Annotated in this window: 13 protein-coding genes; 8 read left to right on the top strand and 5 right to left on the bottom strand. The window is 43.3% G+C overall.

Annotated elements, in window-relative coordinates; translation table 11 throughout:
- Positions 1–177: 177 nt before the first annotated feature.
- Both CXF69_RS02945 and glpK read right to left on the bottom strand, forming a co-directional pair.
- On the bottom strand, positions 178–690 hold the full coding sequence (locus CXF69_RS02945; protein ID WP_057759401.1) for a hypothetical protein: 513 nt from the start codon (positions 688–690) through the stop codon (positions 178–180).
- A 247-nt stretch (positions 691–937) separates the two neighbouring features.
- Positions 938–2,548, bottom strand: coding sequence for a glycerol kinase GlpK (glpK, locus tag CXF69_RS02940; protein ID WP_101205433.1), 1,611 nt, complete (start codon positions 2,546–2,548; stop codon positions 938–940).
- Positions 2,549–3,076: 528 nt separating this feature from the next.
- On the opposite strand from glpK, the gene CXF69_RS02935 reads away from it, so the two are divergent.
- From CXF69_RS02935 to CXF69_RS02915, 5 genes are all read left to right on the top strand, one after another.
- Positions 3,077–4,735, top strand: a complete 1,659-nt coding sequence (locus tag CXF69_RS02935; RefSeq protein ID WP_101205434.1) for a TolC family protein — start codon at positions 3,077–3,079, stop codon at positions 4,733–4,735.
- A gap of 102 nt (positions 4,736–4,837) precedes the next feature.
- Positions 4,838–5,704: a YihY/virulence factor BrkB family protein gene (locus CXF69_RS02930; protein WP_101205435.1), complete on the top strand. Its 867-nt coding sequence runs from the start codon at positions 4,838–4,840 to the stop codon at positions 5,702–5,704.
- A 48-nt stretch (positions 5,705–5,752) separates the two neighbouring features.
- Complete coding sequence (locus CXF69_RS02925; RefSeq protein WP_101205436.1) at positions 5,753–6,952, top strand: HlyD family secretion protein; 1,200 nt, start codon at positions 5,753–5,755, stop codon at positions 6,950–6,952.
- Between the two features lie 3 nt (positions 6,953–6,955).
- Positions 6,956–8,266 carry an ABC transporter permease gene (locus CXF69_RS02920; protein WP_102078424.1) on the top strand — a complete coding sequence of 437 codons (1,311 nt, stop codon included), beginning with the start codon at positions 6,956–6,958 and terminating at the stop codon, positions 8,264–8,266.
- The gene (locus CXF69_RS02915) at positions 8,266–9,456 is read left to right on the top strand and encodes an ABC transporter permease (RefSeq protein ID WP_102078423.1); all 1,191 of its coding nucleotides are present in this window, start codon (positions 8,266–8,268) and stop codon (positions 9,454–9,456) included. The genes CXF69_RS02920 and CXF69_RS02915 overlap by 1 nt, the downstream gene beginning before the upstream one ends.
- A 91-nt stretch (positions 9,457–9,547) precedes the next feature.
- Here the strand turns inward: CXF69_RS02915 and sthA are convergent, their stop codons facing one another.
- The 3 genes from sthA to CXF69_RS02900 all read right to left on the bottom strand — a co-directional run bounded on the left by sthA (position 9,548) and on the right by CXF69_RS02900 (position 12,725).
- Complete coding sequence (gene sthA, locus CXF69_RS02910) at positions 9,548–11,197, bottom strand: Si-specific NAD(P)(+) transhydrogenase (RefSeq protein WP_057759390.1); 1,650 nt, start codon at positions 11,195–11,197, stop codon at positions 9,548–9,550.
- A gap of 100 nt (positions 11,198–11,297) precedes the next feature.
- Entirely contained in the window at positions 11,298–11,699 is a 402-nt protein-coding gene (locus CXF69_RS02905) for a DUF4377 domain-containing protein (RefSeq protein ID WP_101205439.1), read from the bottom strand.
- Positions 11,700–11,828: 129 nt separating this feature from the next.
- Complete coding sequence (locus tag CXF69_RS02900; RefSeq protein ID WP_101205440.1) at positions 11,829–12,725, bottom strand: posphoenolpyruvate synthetase regulatory kinase/phosphorylase PpsR; 897 nt, start codon at positions 12,723–12,725, stop codon at positions 11,829–11,831.
- 692 nt (positions 12,726–13,417) lie between these two features.
- Here CXF69_RS02900 and ppsA point away from each other — a divergent pair.
- The 3 genes from ppsA (at position 13,418) to rpsF (ending at position 17,577) form a co-directional block, all read left to right on the top strand.
- Positions 13,418–15,802, top strand: coding sequence for a phosphoenolpyruvate synthase (ppsA, locus tag CXF69_RS02895; RefSeq protein ID WP_101205441.1), 2,385 nt, complete (start codon positions 13,418–13,420; stop codon positions 15,800–15,802).
- A 114-nt stretch (positions 15,803–15,916) separates the two neighbouring features.
- On the top strand, positions 15,917–16,882 hold the full coding sequence (locus CXF69_RS02890; RefSeq protein WP_101205442.1) for an RDD family protein: 966 nt from the start codon (positions 15,917–15,919) through the stop codon (positions 16,880–16,882).
- 290 nt (positions 16,883–17,172) lie between these two features.
- Positions 17,173–17,577: a 30S ribosomal protein S6 gene (rpsF, locus tag CXF69_RS02885; protein ID WP_101205443.1), complete on the top strand. Its 405-nt coding sequence runs from the start codon at positions 17,173–17,175 to the stop codon at positions 17,575–17,577.
- Positions 17,578–17,584 lie beyond the last annotated feature (7 nt).

Here is a 17,584-nt window from a genome sequence, read left to right as displayed (position 1 = left end):
TAAACTTTGGAAGTTTTAAAATAGCATAAATGTTGATAAGTAGATTTACTAATAGAACTGGACATACAATTAATCTATTTTAAGTAATGGTATAGCAATCTCTGACATTAGCTAATTACTAAATGCATTGATTGCCAAGCCGTTTGCCTAAACGTCTTATTAGTTACTTAAACTCTCTTATGATACGCGGTTCCATGCATCACGTGATGCTTGACGCGCTTCGTTCCATTCCATACGAGACTCACCTTTTACTTCATGCCATGAACGCTCTAAATCTGCTTCATGATCTTCAAAACGAGCATCTACTGGATAACGAGCCCGGTTCGCATAACCGACTGCATATGCTGGATGCAAGTCACGGTCGAAATCGTATTCCTCTCTATGATAGTCAGCGTTTGCATACTCTGCACGCCAATACGCTTCTTCATGAGTTGGATCAATGGCTTCAGCTGCTGCATGGCCTGCGCCACCACCAACAATAGCACCAATAGCACCACCAATTAGCGTACCTAATGGACCTGCCATTGTGCCGATAGCTGCACCTGCTGCTGCACCGCCTACACCGCCGATTCCTGTACCTACTGGATGTGAGCCTGGTTCACCGGTAATGATGTCTGCATTTAAATCTTCTTTTGTCTCTTTTGACATATGTTTTACTTCACTGCGATCGATAGCATCATGGTTACTCATAGTATTATCCTTAAATTATTTATTATTTATTGAATTATTTATTTGCTAATTATTAGCGGTCTTACTAAATCCAATTGAAGTATAAAAATTTATAGGTAAAGACAGATAGGCCGATTTTGTAAACTGTGTCCGTATTGCGATTGTCTTGCGTTACAGCCTGTATCTTTATCACATTTGTGTACGGCAGCCTCATACTTTGAGTAATTGTAAATGTACGATCACAATAAATTTACTAAGTAAATCAATCTTATAACGGCATTAGAGACCTTTTGATAGCTTGTTGCCATTTAGCAAGATGTCGCTCACGAGTATCAGCCGACATGCTTGGTTCAAACACGCGATCTACCTGCCATGAAGCTTTCATGGTCGATTCGTCATATAGCCCAGTTTTCAGTCCTGCGAGGAGTGCTGCGCCCTTTGCCGTAATCTCTGTATCTCTAGGACGTAATACTGGAACACCTAACAAATCTGCTTGGAACTGCATGAGTAAATCATTATTTGCAGCGCCGCCATCTACTCTCAGCTCAGTCAAAGGATGAGGGCTGTCCTTTTGCATAGCGATAAGCACATCATAGGTTTGATAAGCAACGGCCTCCAATGCAGCGCGTGCAATATGTGCCTTAGTAGTGCCACGGCTCATACCAGTGATGCTAGCGCTAATATCCGAACGCCAGTAAGGCGCGCCCAATCCAGTAAAAGCAGGTAATAGAACGACATCTTCGCTACTGTTTACTTGACGGGCTAAGTCTTCGACGTCACTACTCTGCTGAATCATACCCAAATTATCACGCAGCCATTGAACGATAGCCCCTGCCATAAATACACTGCCCTCTAGGGCATAAGTGACTTCCTTTTTGGGCGGCTGTAGCATGCGTTTGCCTGACTGTACGATTTGGTCAAATGATAAATTGTCTGGACGAATTGGTGACGTTTTACGTTGCCATGCGATGGTGGTTAGTAGCTTATGCTCACTCAACTTTGGCTGTTGGCCAATATTCATTAGCATAAAGCAGCCTGTACCGTAAGTATTTTTGGCCATGCCTGCATCAAGGCAACCTTGTCCAAAGAGCGCTGCTTGCTGATCACCCAATACTGCTTGAATCGGTATTTGCTTTGCAAACAGACCTTTTTTGGTTTTGCCAAAGTCACCGTCGGACGATAGTACTTTAGGCAATATATTCATAGGTATAGCAAAACGGTCACAAAGTGTCTCTGACCATGCCAGCTTATGGATATCAAATAACAATGTACGAGAAGCATTGGTCACATCAATGACATGTTCACCACCTGTAAGCTTATAAATCAGCCAACTATCAATCGTGCCGACCGCTATCTCACCTCTGCTGGCTCGTACACTCAGCTTCGGATTGTTTTCGAGTAACCAAGCAATCTTACTGGCACTAAAATACGGATCTAAACGCAAACCTGTAATACGCTGTACTTCATGTGCCATGTTGACGCTATCAATGCCCTGATGCACAGGGTCATTCATACTATTGCCAGCACTTTCAGCAGCGAGCGTCTTACAATAATTTGCGGTGCGCCTGTCTTGCCAAATGATGGCAGGAGCCAGTGGCTTACCAGTTTGCTTATCCCACATCACAATTGACTCACGCTGATTGGTAATCGCGATACTGGTAACGTCAGTGGCAAGCAGCCCTGCCCGATTAATAACATCATGTGCACAGCTAATCTGAGTTTGCCAGATCTGCTGTGCATCTTGTTCAACGAATCCAGCTCTTGGTGTTTGCAGCGTCGTTGGCTGTTGTACCATTTTGATAGGACGCGCATGATCATCGTACAATATCGCTCGACTTGACGTGGTCCCTTGATCCAACGCTAAAATATACCCTGCCATGACACACCCTCTACTAATATTATTTATTCTACTTAATAGCCATTTAGTGACTATTCATTGACTGATTCTTGTTAATTGCTACTTATTGAGCATTTTTTATTTGCTAATTACTGTCTAAATGCTTTAACAATAAAATTAAAAACAAAATCCAACTAAAAATAAATCGCGCGAATCTAAAACGCCTTGTTGGCTATGTTGTTACTTATAAACAGATATTTAAAAATTAAATCAAACCTCTATCATACCGCTACTGGTCACACAATAGGAAACAGCAAAATACTGAGCATTGACCCGTCACCATTGTGGCTCTACAGTGTACCTCTTATGACGAATGACCGCTTGTTAGCGCTTTTAATATAGCCGTATTTTCATATTAGAATATGAATGATTTATTTAAGCATCATTTTTTCGCTAGCTAGCAAATAGTCTATAATGGTTCAGCAACTTTATATCCTGAGCAATGAAACTTATCGGTGCTGTTCCTTATTTTATAATACCTTACATTCTAATTAATGGCTTATGTGACTTATGAAATTCATTTTATCAGCGCTACCGACTGCTATGATGACAGTTGCAGTCATGAGTGTGCCTGTCATGACTTACGCGAGCACTGCCGCTGACAGTATAGAAGTATCAGATGATGTTACACCAGTGGCTGTGACACAAATCATAGATGCTGATAGTCCAACTGATAATGATAAACCAGCTGTCGCGCCTTTTCATACAGTACCAAACCCTCGAAACGCTGAGTCGCAGGCACTGTCTACGCTTGTTGACCCTATTACACATAAAGCAGTCGATAATAGCTACGCACTAGACGTCTCAAGCTTTTTGAGCTTAGAGCAAGCGCAAAAGCTGCTGGTACAAGTATCACCTAAAATTGCTGCCAATCAAGCAGCGATTGCTGCTAGCGAATACCAAACTGACGCGCTCAGAACTATCGACAATCCGCTCGTATTTGCTCGAGTATCTGCCAGTGCCTATCATTTAGATGAGGATATAGATTTATCTTCTCTCAGAAGCGGTATCGTCAACGAAGTAAACAATGGCGTAGATAACATAATCCCTCCTACAGCAGACTTACCAGACTTTGGTGAGCTGGTCGGTGAGCGTATTCCCGACTCTTATAACTTCAAGCGATCAGGCTCTACGTCGGGTGCAGGTCTTGGTGTCGTTTGGCCTATTTATACTGCTGGACGTACGGACGCACTGACTGGCGCCTCGGATGCACGTACGCAGGAAGCGATGGCTGATAGCGTACTGGATAAAAATGAGCTTTATAATACGTTAATTGAGCGTTATTTTAAGGCACAGCTAGCGATTATCGCTGCTTACTTACGAGAAGACGCTTACGATACATTGCAGCAAACCGACCATATGGCCGAGCGTTTGTTTGAAGAAGGTTTTATCTCACGTGTCGATAGACTAGAAGCACAGTCGGCGCTTGCCGATGCCAAAAGCGAATCCGTCAATGCGAATAATGACGCGCGCTTAGCTATGATTGCGTTACAGCGTCTACTACGTACCGACTACCGTATTAAACCAACCACACCTTTGTTTGTCTCTAGTCGTCCCCTGCCAGATGTGAGCTACTTTCAGGACTTGGCACTAAACAACCATCCCGGACTGCAAAAAGTTGCAGCCAAGCGGGCACAGGCTCAGCAGTTACATGCGCTATCAGATACGGGCTACAAGCCTACGGTATTATTATACGGTTATGGTCAGGTAGAGAAAGATCCAAGCTGGGTCGCTGGTATATCTGCCAGTTGGAAACTATGGGGCGGACTCGATAAAGCAGCATCACTAGCATCCAGTAATGCCAAAATTCGTCAGGCCGACCTCTCTGAGATTGAAGTCAGTGACAATTTATTGCTACTGGTAGAAAAAAACTGGCACGATGTTAATAATGCCCAATCACGCTATCAGGCACTGCAAAGTAATGTTGATTTGGCAGCAGAAGTATTACGACTACGACGCTTAGGATTACAAGAAGGTGTAAATACCACCGTTGATGTGGTGCAAGCACAAACGCAATCGCTTAAAGCACGTACCGAGCAAGCACAAGCTGCTAATGACTATGTACAGTCACTGGCTGCCCTTATGCAGAGCTGTGGTACGCCACTTGCTTTTAATGCTTATCTCAATGCCGCTGACATTCAATTGCCCACTTTATATACTGAGCAATGATGTAACGTGAGAAGCCTTAAGTCGTGCTGATAAACGCTTTGTATTACCATAAAGCCAACATCGAAATGACTATTACCAACCCTATTACGAACAGCTGCTTTTATGAAAAAATTGACCTCTAAATCGTTAAAAAACTGGCTACAGACGTTACTAGAAACGTGGCGTATTGCCAATAATTCTAATGTTTGGGCGCATTGTGCAAGCGTAGGTTTCTTTGGATTCTCATCAATTTTTCCAGTGATGGCTGTGTTTGTACTGCTTTATGGTCTTGCATTCTCTCCTACCGAGATGCAAGAGCAAATCTCGCTTTTGAGTCAATTTATACCTGATACAGTATATGAAGTGCTCAACTCCCGTCTAAGCGAGTTGGTTTCTACAACTACGTCTGCTCTGACTTTCAGCCTGCTTATATCGTCCTTGCTCGCACTTTACGCGGGTTCTAAAGGTATTAAGTCTTTAATTATTCTTATTAACCTTGCGTTTCATATCACTCAAGAGCGCAGTTTTGTACAAAGCACGATCCGCGCAGTTGGTCTGACCTTTGCAGCAGTAGTCGTATTGATTATCGCAGTCTCCTCTATCGCGATTATTCCTTTGGGGGCGGCCTACTTCCCTTTCCCTCAGATAGCAAAGACAATTGCGCTTTGGAGCAGGTGGCCCATATTGACAGGTATCATATTCTTAAGCTTTTTAGGTCTTTATCGTCTAGCCCCAAATCGCGATGCCGTCGCCCTCAAAAAACTAATGCCGGGCGCTGCACTAGCAACGGTTTTATGGATTATATTGTCCATCTTGTTTTCAATTTATGTGCAAAACTTTAATAACTATAGTGCTGAGTTTGGCGCGCTTTCAGCTGCTGTGGTCATTATGCTATGGCTATATTACTCAGCATTTATCGTCGCTCTTGGTGCTATTTTTAATTCTGAAACTATAGACAACGCCAAGCCTTATGCGTTTCGAGTGTACTAGTAATAAACCCTTTATTTTCAACTTTGTTGCTTTAGGAATCTCATTGTCATGACAGAATTACCACGCGAATCAGACGACTCAAATAAATCAGCTGATGCAACCGAGTCAGTGACCTCTCAAGACACACAAAATTCAGTCGATCCTGTAGAAGACGTATCTGATATTGAACCAGAGCAACCGACACCTGCTTATAATCGTAACGTCTCTAAAACTGACAAATCTGCGCGTATGAAAAAAGGATTACTTGCACTATTCATACTGATTGTCCTTGGTACGATCGCGTACGGCCTATACAAAAGTAATGCGCATAGCGAGCCAGAAGTTATTACACTACAAGGGCAAATGCAAATGCAGCAAACGTCTATCGCTGCAAAAGTACCAGGGCGTATTGCCCAAATTATGGTAACAGAGGGTGATACGGTAACGGCAGGTCAGCAACTGGTTGAGATGGATTCGCCTGAGATTAATGCCAAGATTAATCAAGCACGTGCTGGTAAGCAAATCGCGCAAAGCCAATTAGACAAAGCAGAAAATGGTGCGCGCCCGCAAGAAATCGCCCAAGCAAAAGCCGCTTGGCAAGCCAATAAAGCCGCGTCTGACTTGGCAGAAAACACCTATCAGCGTGTCAATCGCCTTTACGAAGAAGGACTGATGGCGCGACAAAAGCGCGATGAAGCATATGCGCAATATCTTGCTACTCAAGACCAAACCGAAGCAGCCCGCTTGCAGTATGATTTGGCACTAGAAGGCGCACGTACTGAAGATAAGTCAGCGGCCACTGCACAAGTTGCACAGGTCGATGCAAAACTCGATGAAGCGCTAGTAGCAAAAGAGGAAGCGAACCTAAGAAGTCCTATCGCTGGTATCGTCGATAATGTCATCGTGAGTACTGGAGAAGTCATCGGTCAAGGAGTTCCGCTCCTGACGTTGGTGGATACCAACGACCAATGGGTGGTACTTAACGTCACTGAGTCTTATTTAAATCAATTTGCTATTGGTCAAACATTTACGGGTACTATCCCAGCGCTGTCATCAGCGGATAAGCCTTATACGAAACAGTTTACCGTCTATGCGACATCGACCTTATCAGACTTTGCCACGTGGCGTCCGACCAATAACGATGATGGTTTTGATGTGCGTACTTTTGAGGTGAAGGCACGACCATCTAAGCCCGATGCTCGTATCCGCTCGGGTATGAGTGTGGTCGTACGTATCAACCCTACTTCTGTCAATCAGAACCAAGAGTAAGCCATGCACTTGACTAAGTTAAGTGAGGCTTTTTTACGCAGTGCAGCCTACGAGCGCCGTTTTTTGGCAAAAAACCATTGGGACTTTAGCATGGTGGTATGGATACCACTGGCAACGGTGCTGCTAATATGGTGGATATTTTCACAGACTCAAATTACCGATTTGCCTATCGGAGTCATCGATCAAGACAATAGCGCTGTTGCCAATACTGCCGTCCGTTACTTAGAGGCCAGTCCTACTTTGACGGTCAGACAGCTGTATTACTCCCAAGCGGATGCAGAGGCTGCGATTTTACAGCGCGATATTTACGCTGTCGTCATTATCCCAGAGGACTTTTCTCGTAATATATTATCGAGCCAGCCTGCTACGTTGACTCTACAAGTCAATGCACAGTACGGTACGCACTCTGGTATTATTCAGGCAGGTGTCCAAGCGGTCGCTAGTACATTATCCGCAGGTGTAGAGATCAAGCGATTGGTCAAACAAGGCGTAGCGCCATCACAAGCGATGACGGCTTATGCGCCTATCAGTGTGCAGCGTATTAGCTTATTCAATGCTGCGACCAACTATCAGCAGTTTTTGGCATCTACTGTCATACCTGCCTTATTACATATATTGGCAATGGTCATTGGCGCAACCACGATAGGCCGCGAGTTACGTGATAAGAATATCGGTCGCTGGTACCGTTTTATTGATACAGGAAAGCCTCATTTAACCTTATCTAAAACTTTAAAAACGACATCTTCGCTATCAACCAAACAAGATAGCAGCAATAACAAAACATCATCGTCAAGCGCAAAAGTGCCCCATTCGGTCAGCCTATCAGTTTTGGTATTTGGCTTATTAGGTAAGTACTTTTGGCCAATACTGGCATATAGCTTGTGGTCAGCGTTGATACTGTGGTTGGCAACGTCCAATCAGAATATCAACATCATGTCTCTCATGGCAGTCTATGCTGGGTTTTTGTGCCTAATGGTATTGTCGTTTTGGCTGGGTGCTATTTTTACTTTGAATTCTTTTTCATTACGTATGGGTCTATCGACTACCGGATTTATTTCAGCGCCTTCTTACGCCTTTGCCGGTGTTACTTTTCCTTATATTGCGATTAGTGATAGCGCGCAATACTGGTCAAATGCATTGCCACTGACACATTACCTCAAGCTACACATTGCTCAATTGCAAATGCAAGCGCCTATTGCTATCTCTGTGCCTATTGTCTACGGTCTGGCGCTTGCCACTATCATCGCCATGCTACTGACAGCCCTATTGACCAAACGCGCATTGGCGCATCCTGAACGCTGGGGAGCCCGCTAATGTCCGCACAATCAAAGCTCAAGCGCAAAGAGCTTCAATCAGCCATCGCTCCAGCATCTCAAACATTTTGGACAAGCTTTATTCAAACGTTCAAAGACGTTTTTGGCGATAAAGGCGTACTTTTGATGCTGATTATTGCCCCGATTATCTATGGGTTTTTCTATCCTTGGCCCTACTCAACTGAAGTGGTCAACCATGTACCAGTGGGTATCATTGATCATGACAACAGCAACTTATCGCGTACTCTTGTTCGCTATGCGAGTGCTAGTCCATACCTAGATACTGAACGATTTATCAATGAGCAGGCGGCCAAAGAAGCCATATGGTCAGATCAAATTGCAGGCTATATGGTGATTCCAGCTGGTCTCGAAGAACAAGTTCAGTCCGGAGAGCAAGCACACGTTAGCGTACTGGGTAATGGCGGTTATTTTATTTTAAATAAAAACGTCCAATTGGGATTCTCTCAAGCAGTAGGTACGGTATCCGCAGGCATCAAGGTAAAGAAAAGCATTGCGAAAGGCGCTTATGCATCTACCGCAGCACAGAATACTCAAGCCGTACCGCTACGGATTATGCCACTGTATAACCAAACTGAAGGCTATGGTGCTTATGTCGTACCTGCTGTCTCTGTTATTATCTTACAGCAGACACTTTTGATGGCGACAGCAATGCTGATTGGCACATGGTATGAGCAGCGCCGTCACAGTACGAGTGTACGTGGCTGGTTGGGACGTATTGGGGCTTTGAGCTCACTTAGTTTTATCGTTGGCTGCTTTTATTATGGGTGGGCGTTTGAGCTACATCATTATCCACGCGGACAAAACATGCTTGGTACGCTGCTATTTTTGGCACTATTTTGTCCGACAGTCGCAACGCTCGGCTGCGTGCTCGGATTATGGTTCCGGCAGCGTGAGCGCAGTATGCAGATCTTAATCTTTATCTCCTTACCAATATTCTTCTTAAGCGGCTACCCTTGGCCAGCAGACCAATTGCCTCAAGTATTACAAGTAATACGTTGGCTGGTACCGACCACGCCTGCAATCAATACCTCTGTGCAGCTTAACCAAATGGGTGCCAGTGTTTCTCAAGTCGCTATAGGATTTTACGCGTTGGCTGGCTTATGGTTGCTCTATTTTGTTTTATTACTATTTTTACGCAAGCGTATTCCGCAACCAAAAGCCTACTTGTAAATCTTAAAACTAATGAAGTCTATGAGCATAAAAAAGCGCCTACTACTATTAGCAGGCGCTTTTTTATTTATACGATATTAATAGCGGTGGTTTAAAACACTCGGTTCAAACCATTCAATGCTGCCACACGATACGCTTCTGCCATCGTTGGATAGTTGAAAGTCGTATTTACAAAGTACTCAAGCGTGTTATTGCTCTTACACTTCATCACTGCTTGACCGATATGGATAATCTCTGAAGCGTGGTTACCGTAGCAATGGATGCCTAGAATTTCTAACGTATCACGATGGAACAATATCTTTAATACGCCCGAACGTTCACCAATGATTTGGGCACGTGCCAGATGTTTAAAGAATGCCTGACCCACTTCGTAAGGGACTTTTTCATCTGTGAGCTCTTGCTCTGTCTTACCGATACAAGAGATTTCAGGAATCGTATAGATACCCGTAGGCACACTAGATACTGGCTCAGCATCGCTATCACCGACCATAAAGGCAGCAGCACAGCGCCCTTGGTCGTAGGCGGCAGAAGCTAACGATGGCCAACCGATGACGTCACCAGCAGCATAGATATTGTCGACGTCCGTACAGTAAGTATCATCTACTTTTAGCTGACCACGGCCGTTTGCTTTTAGCCCAATGGCTTCTAAGTTCAAGCCTTCAGTATTACCTGAGCGACCATTTGACCAAAGAATGGCATCAGATTTGATGCGCTTGCCGCTCTTTAAGTGTAAAACCACATAATCATCATGAGTCTCAAGATGATCAATCTCTTCGTTACTACGGATAAGCACACCGAACTGTCTAAAGTCATGCGCGATGGCATCACTGATTTCGCTGTCTAAGTAGTTGAGCAACTGATCTTGGTTATTGATCAAATCAACTTTGTAGCCAAGACCAGTAAAGATAGACGCATACTCACAACCAATCACCCCTGCACCATAAATGATGATTTTTTTGACCACATAATCCATTTGCAAGATTTTGTCAGAGTCAAAAACGCGTGGATGGTTAAAGTCTAGAATCTCAGGACGGTAAGGACGGCTACCGACAGTGATGATGGCTTTATTGAAAGTGATGGTTTCATAAACATTTTCATCGACTTCAATACGTAGCGTATGAGCGTCAATGAAACTTGCCCAACCTTGGATGACTTCGATACGGTTGCGCTCATAAAAACGTGTATGGGTACTGACTTGACGACGAATAACTTGACGCGCTTTGGCGAGTACTTCATTTAGCGGTACTTGCTTATACTCCATCGCTTTGGTAAACATTGGATCACGGCGGAAATTAATCAAGTTAAATACAGATTGGCGCAGTGCTTTACTTGGAATCGTACCAACGTGAGTAGAGTTACCCCCTACTTGATCACGCGGATCGACGACCACCACTCTTTTACCAGATTTAGTCAGCTTCATGGCGGCGGCTTCACCAGCAGGGCCTGCCCCTAAAACAACGGCATCATACTCATACTCATGATCGTCACTTTTTAGACGACGAGAGTCTTTGGTAAAGCCAGATTTAATATCGATTCGTGTGTCATCGAGCGGATTCACTAGGTCTGGATGATGCATGACATCATCGGTCACTTGCTCGTGGGTCTGCTCTATTTTTTCTTTTTTGTTCTTACCTTCGGTATGTTCAGGGCTTGGCACGTGTCCGCTAGATTTATTTGATACTTCGGTATGAATATCTTTACCAGTATCGTTGGTCTCGTCGCTTGCACTTTTACTTACCATGATGTCCTCTTTATATTTATTTATCGAGTAAATGTTTGAGATATAAATGAATCAATATGTAGCTGAGTTAGTATCATGTAGATAAATGAATACCGCCCTACTAAGGCATGCCCACCATACGTTGTGACAATATGTTTTGCAATGTCCAATGACCAGTGGCGCTCTGTTGCCCTTCATCAATCTGCGGGCGGGCGCTAATAATGTACTCTGTACCAAGGGTTGGTTTGAAGTCATCGATCCAGTCGTAAGGAATCTGAAACACGCTACCGTCTTTAGATTTAGCAAGCAGGCACTGCATTGGCAATTCTGAAGCACAAGCTACACGGTTTGGCATGACGGTCAGTGTTTGCGCCTCTCCCAATACAATACTTGGAATATAGCGCGGCTCAGGTACTGGATCCTTTGCAAATGGTGATGTTTGACAAGCACTCAATAAAGTCGCTGCACTGATTAAACCTGCCAGCAACAACGATGGCTTTATAGATTGATAGGCTGAAATCATAGTATTCTCTATATGATAATTATCTAGGATGAAATGATGTATGTTTATTAGTGTTTTTTGCGCTTTTATTAAAGCTGCCTGAGCACTTATTAATACCGATTGAACAGATACTGTTTAAGCTGATATTCATTATCCAATACGGCGTTTGAGACCTGTCATCTGCAAAATACGCGTGGCAATCTCTTCAACAGACATCTCTGATACATCTAAGCTTGGGATACCGTGCGTGATATAAATACCCTGAATCGCGCGCTGCTCTTGCTGGCATTGCTGATAGCTAGAATAACGGCTGCCTGCACGGCGCTCTTGACGGATTTTTACCAAGCGATCAGTATCAATAAGCAAACCAAACAGCTTGTCTTTGTGCTCACGTAAAGCTTTCGGCAACTGATTGTCGTACAAGTCATCTTCGGTTAAAGGATAGTTAGCCGCTCGAATACCGAATTGTAATGCTAAGTATAAAGAAGTCGGCGTCTTACCAGAGCGCGACACACCCACCAAAATAATATCGGCTGCATTATAGTGACGAGTACGCGCACCATCGTCATTGTCTAACGCAAAATGCACTGCATCGATACGCTCTTTATAAGTTTCAGAATCGACATCATCATGTGCATGCCCTGAATGACCATCTGGCTCTACGCCAGTCTCTTCTGCAACACGGCCAATCAGACCTTCATACATATCTAAGTTACAGCTATGTGCCGAGTTGATCTTTTCACGAATCTCAGGATTAACGATCGTATCGAAAACCAATGGCAACGACCCATCGCGCTGATACGCCATATTGATTTGTTCAACCGCATCTTCCGCACGCTCTAAGCTATCGACGTATGGCAATACTCTTGTTTCAAAAGGAACTGAGGCAAACTGACTCAAAATAGCGCGTCCAAGTGTCTCAGCTGTAATCGCTGTGCCATCTGAGATAAAAAACGCCGTTCTAATGGCTTGTGAGCTGTCCAAGTTTAGCGCGTGGCGATTTTGGATAGTGGACTTAACTTGTTCAGATGGATTGCTTGAGTACATATCGTTGACACCTCGGTTGAAAACACAATAGTGACCTTCATTTAGTTTTTGGTATAGCTCTGGGTAATAATTCAGACTTAGCAAATGTTTAGCAGTTATTGACTCTTAATAGCATGACTTTTACTCGGCTTTTTATAGTTGCCTTTATAACTCGTATAACTAAGTTTTATAACTGCCTTCTTAAAACGAGCCTTTTTCAGTACCTATACTGCACATTTACCATGCAATGTGCATCAACTATCTATGCGCTACATTATACGCATATTAGCCTCTTAATAGAAATCAATGTTACAGGCGTATACTTAGCACCAACATTGTTTTTCATCTTGTCACCATAGTTAATTCACCTTTCATTGAGGTATTTTTTTATGCTTCTTCTATTATGCTTTGTTTATACAGATACATAAGATTGAAACATAAATTATAGAAATACTCTAAATGTGGCTTATTGGAATGTATCTATTTTATGCAGTAATTGGCTTCTGTAAGCGCATAACATCGTCACTAACGATGATGTTTTTCATCTGAGTAAATACGAAACTTGATTAGACTGGCCCTAATTTATGTAGCAAACCCCACAATTTGTATATTTTTAACAAGTTTTTTGGTGAAAACCCTCGAAATTGTCCTAATATGGCGGTATAATTCACCGTTATAATCTTTACTAAATAACCTTATTTTCTGGAGTTATCATGGCAGCGCAATCTACAGCACTTGTAATCAATCTTGATCAGCTAGGAAAAGACGACATCGAAATGGTTGGTGGTAAGAACGCTTCGCTTGGCGAAATGATCAGCCATCTTTCTGATTTAGGCGTTAGTGTTCCAGGCGGCTTTGCCACCACTTCAAATGCATTCAACCGCTTTTTGACTGAGACCGGCTTGCTTGACAAAATCAATAGTGAGCTAAAGACACTAGACGTAAATGATGTTAATAAGCTTGCGGCTACTGGTAAAAAGATTCGTACTTGGATTATTGAACAAGAACTGCCAAAAGATCTTGAGCAAGAAGTACGTCAGTCATTTGAAACTATGAGTGGCGGCGAAGACATCGCTGTTGCTGTACGTTCTTCTGCCACTGCTGAAGATTTGCCAGATGCGTCATTTGCCGGTCAACAAGAAACCTTCTTGAACATTCGCGGTATTGATAACGTCCTAATTGCTATTAAAGAAGTATTTGCCTCTCTATACAACGACCGTGCAATCTCTTACCGTGTACACAAAGGTTTTGAGCACGAAGGCGTTGCACTATCTGCTGCTGTACAGCGTATGGTACGTTCAGAGACTGGTGCTGCTGGTGTTATGTTCACGCTAGATACCGAAAGTGGCTTTGATCAAGTGGTATTCATCACCTCAAGCTATGGCCTAGGTGAAATGGTTGTACAGGGTGCGGTTAACCCAGATGAGTTCTATATCTCTAAGAAATTGCTAGCCAACGGTAAACCATCAGTTATCCGTCGCAACCTAGGTAGCAAGCATAAGAAAATGGTTTATGGTGATGAAGGCAGCACGGCTAAATCAGTTAAAACCGTTGATGTTGAAAAACAAGATCGCATGCAGTTCTCGTTATCTACTGAAGAGCTAACCTCACTTGCCAAGCAAGCGGTAACGATCGAACAGCATTATGGCCAAGCGATGGATATCGAGTGGGCAAAAGACGGCGATACTAACGAAATCTTTATCGTTCAAGCACGTCCTGAGACTGTTAAGAGCCGTCAAGACAGCAACGTAATGGAACGTTATGTCATCGACACGACTGGCGCAAAAGTATTGTGTGAAGGTCGTTCAATCGGTCAACGTATCGGTTCAGGTAAAGTGCGTATCGTTAGCAACCTAAACGAGATGGACAAAGTAGAAGAAGGCGATGTGCTCGTATCAGACATGACTGATCCGGATTGGGAACCAGTTATGAAGCGCGCTTCTGCTATCATCACCAACCGTGGTGGTCGTACTTGTCATGCTGCTATTATCGCGCGTGAGCTAGGTGTGCCAGCTATCGTTGGTTGTGGCAACGCAACTGAGCTATTGGTTGATGGTCAAGACGTAACTGCTTCTTGTGCTGAAGGTGACACTGGTTTCATTTATGAAAGCCAGATTGATTTTGAAGTGCAGACCAACTCGGTTGAGTCTATGCCAGAGCTAGCATTCAAAGTGATGATGAACGTTGGTAACCCAGATCGCGCATTCTCATTTACCCAAATGCCAAACGAAGGTATTGGTCTTGCACGTTTAGAGTTCATTATCAACCGTATGATTGGTGTCCATCCAAAAGCCTTGCTAAACATGAACAGCTTGCCACGTGAAATTTCACAAGCAATCCAAGAGCGTATCGCAGGCTATGCGTCACCTGTTGACTTCTATGTTGATAAATTGGTTGAAGGTATCTCAACCCTAGCTGTTGCCTTTATGGATCAGCCAGTGATCGTTCGTATGTCAGATTTCAAATCAAACGAATACGCTAACCTGCTTGGTGGTAAGTTATACGAGCCATCAGAAGAGAACCCAATGCTTGGTTTCCGCGGTGCTAGCCGTTATGTGTCTGATAACTTCCGTGACTGTTTTGAGCTTGAGTGTAAAGCACTAAAACGTGTACGTGATGACATGGGCTTGACCAACGTTGAGATCATGATTCCATTCGTACGTACTGTCGGCGAAGCCAAAGAAGTCATCGAGTTACTTGAGAAAAACGGTCTAAAACGTGGCGAAAATGGTCTACGCGTCATCATGATGTGTGAGCTACCAACCAACGCCCTATTGGCAGAAGAGTTCCTAGAGCATTTCGATGGTTTCTCAATCGGTTCTAACGATTTGACTCAGTTGACGCTTGGTCTTGACCGTGACTCAGGTATCGTCTCACATCTATTTGATGAGCGTGATCCTGCTGTTAAGAAGCTATTGTCTATGGCTATCGAAGCTTGCCGTAAGCAAAACAAATACGTCGGTATCTGTGGTCAAGGCCCATCAGACCATCCAGATCTAGCTTTCTGGCTAATGGAGCAAGGTATCAGCTCAGTGTCATTGAACCCTGACTCAGTACTAGATACTTGGTTCTTCTTAGCTGGTGAAGAAGCGAAGTAAACCGCTACGTTTAGTCACAGCGGTCATTCACACAGTCATTAAAGATACCACTATTAGGGTCTATTTGATTTTTTCAAATAGACCCTAATATAATGTCCTAAGACATGACTAACTATGCAGGCAATTATGCAGATTTTCCTTGCTCGAAATAACGTACAAGCTGGCCCATATCAGTTGGATCAGCTGAATATCATGCTGGCATCTGGTGAAGTATTGCTTGATGATTTGATGTGGCATGAAGGCTTAGCTCAGTGGCAGCGCATAGGTGATCTTACCAATAACCAAACGGTGTATCGCCCGACCAGTGCTAACACGCCTGAAGTAAACGACTCTATCATCAATAACGTGACCGTCTTCCCTGAAGATACCAATAAAGCGAAAGATGATAAGTCAGTATCATTAGACAGACTATATGGCAAGCCTGAACGTCCTAAAAACGTGAAAGCCGACATGACGACCAATCGTCATCAAACGCCGCATAACAATGTCTCACTGAATAAGTCTACTCTCAAAAAAGCTGTTGCAGACAATGATAAAGTCGTCGGCAACGTGGTACTTGCGCCAATTATGTCACGCGTATTGGCAACCGCGCTTGATTGGCTGCTACTAATAATGGCGTTTCTTCCATTAATGCTAGCTATGAGAAAGTTGGGAGACATGCCCACAGACTTACAGAATATGGAAGCAGTAATTAAATATTCTTTGAGTCTTTCTGAAAGTATTCCGCAAGCGACACAATTAATATCCAATGTGATGGTTTTCGGCCTTATCGCTTTGCAATTACTTTTTATTATCTTGCGGGGCCAGTCGTTAGGTAAATTGATTACGGGAATTCGTGTTGTAGATCAAACCACCCATCATTTACCTTCTTTTCTTAGATTGGTTGTGATACGTACTCTTTTTCTAGCACTACTTTATATCCCCCTTTCTACTTCATTTATAGTACTGATACCTTTAGCCATTCATTACTATATGGCATCTAAAAGCCCTGAAAATATTGGTTGGCATGACAAACTTGCCAAAACCTTAGTGGTCAAAGCAGACAGTAGCCAATTGGTAAAAAAATCAAAACCTGAATAATAGTATTTGATTTGGATATTGGTTTTATAGCTCGTTATACTTAAAAAAGCTGCGTACTATCGCGGCTTTTTTATTTATCAAAGCTTATTTAGCCTCTTTTTATATTTTATTGACAGTAGCTTGGTGATTAACCTTTGTGTTAGTTGCCGAGTACTGTTATAATACGGCGCTTTATAAACTAAGCTTATTCTTGATTGTTTTTTATAAAATATGACTAGAATTGGGCTTACCTTATAAATCTCCTTGCTATTAACATAGGGTTAATAGCTACTAATCCGTAAGGAGTCATAATGCGACATTACGAACTGGTGTTACTTGTACACCCAGACCAAAGCGACCAAGTGGTCGGCATGGTTGAGCGCTACATCAAGTTAGTTCAAGACAACAACGGTGTTATCCATCGTCTAGAAGATTGGGGCCGTCGTCAACTGGCTTATCCAATCAACAAGATTCACAAAGCTCATTACGTTCTTTTCAACATTGAAACTGACGGTGAAACTTTAGCTGAACTTGAAGAATTATTCCGTTATAACGACGCGATCATTCGTAGTCTAGTTATGCGCCGTGACGAAGCTGTCACTGAAGAGTCGCAGTTAGCCAAGAATGCCGATGAAAAACGCGCACGCAAAGCAACTACTCGTCGTCCAGACAATCGTGAAAACGATAATGACGACAACGACAACAGTGAAGACTAATTAAAGG

It is taken from the genome of Psychrobacter sp. Choline-02u-9 (genome assembly GCF_002836505.1).
Taxonomy (GTDB): Bacteria; Pseudomonadota; Gammaproteobacteria; order Pseudomonadales; family Moraxellaceae; genus Psychrobacter.
The sequence above is the reverse complement of the archived record's forward strand: the minus strand, read 5'-3'. Positions and strand labels throughout refer to the sequence as shown.

Excerpts from the sequence above, each read along its gene's own strand:
- CXF69_RS02945 (WP_057759401.1), bottom strand. The coding sequence starts at position 690 with ATGAGTAACCATGATGCTATCGATCGCAGTGAAGTAAAACATATGTCA.
- glpK (WP_101205433.1), bottom strand. The coding sequence starts at position 2,548 with ATGGCAGGGTATATTTTAGCGTTGGATCAAGGGACCACGTCAAGTCGA.
- CXF69_RS02935 (WP_101205434.1), top strand. The coding sequence starts at position 3,077 with ATGAAATTCATTTTATCAGCGCTACCGACTGCTATGATGACAGTTGCA.
- CXF69_RS02930 (WP_101205435.1), top strand. The coding sequence starts at position 4,838 with ATGAAAAAATTGACCTCTAAATCGTTAAAAAACTGGCTACAGACGTTA.
- CXF69_RS02925 (WP_101205436.1), top strand. The coding sequence starts at position 5,753 with ATGACAGAATTACCACGCGAATCAGACGACTCAAATAAATCAGCTGAT.
- CXF69_RS02920 (WP_102078424.1), top strand. The coding sequence starts at position 6,956 with ATGCACTTGACTAAGTTAAGTGAGGCTTTTTTACGCAGTGCAGCCTAC.
- CXF69_RS02915 (WP_102078423.1), top strand. The coding sequence starts at position 8,266 with ATGTCCGCACAATCAAAGCTCAAGCGCAAAGAGCTTCAATCAGCCATC.
- sthA (WP_057759390.1), bottom strand. The coding sequence starts at position 11,197 with ATGGTAAGTAAAAGTGCAAGCGACGAGACCAACGATACTGGTAAAGAT.
- CXF69_RS02905 (WP_101205439.1), bottom strand. The coding sequence starts at position 11,699 with ATGATTTCAGCCTATCAATCTATAAAGCCATCGTTGTTGCTGGCAGGT.
- CXF69_RS02900 (WP_101205440.1), bottom strand. The coding sequence starts at position 12,725 with ATGTACTCAAGCAATCCATCTGAACAAGTTAAGTCCACTATCCAAAAT.
- ppsA (WP_101205441.1), top strand. The coding sequence starts at position 13,418 with ATGGCAGCGCAATCTACAGCACTTGTAATCAATCTTGATCAGCTAGGA.
- CXF69_RS02890 (WP_101205442.1), top strand. The coding sequence starts at position 15,917 with ATGCAGGCAATTATGCAGATTTTCCTTGCTCGAAATAACGTACAAGCT.
- rpsF (WP_101205443.1), top strand. The coding sequence starts at position 17,173 with ATGCGACATTACGAACTGGTGTTACTTGTACACCCAGACCAAAGCGAC.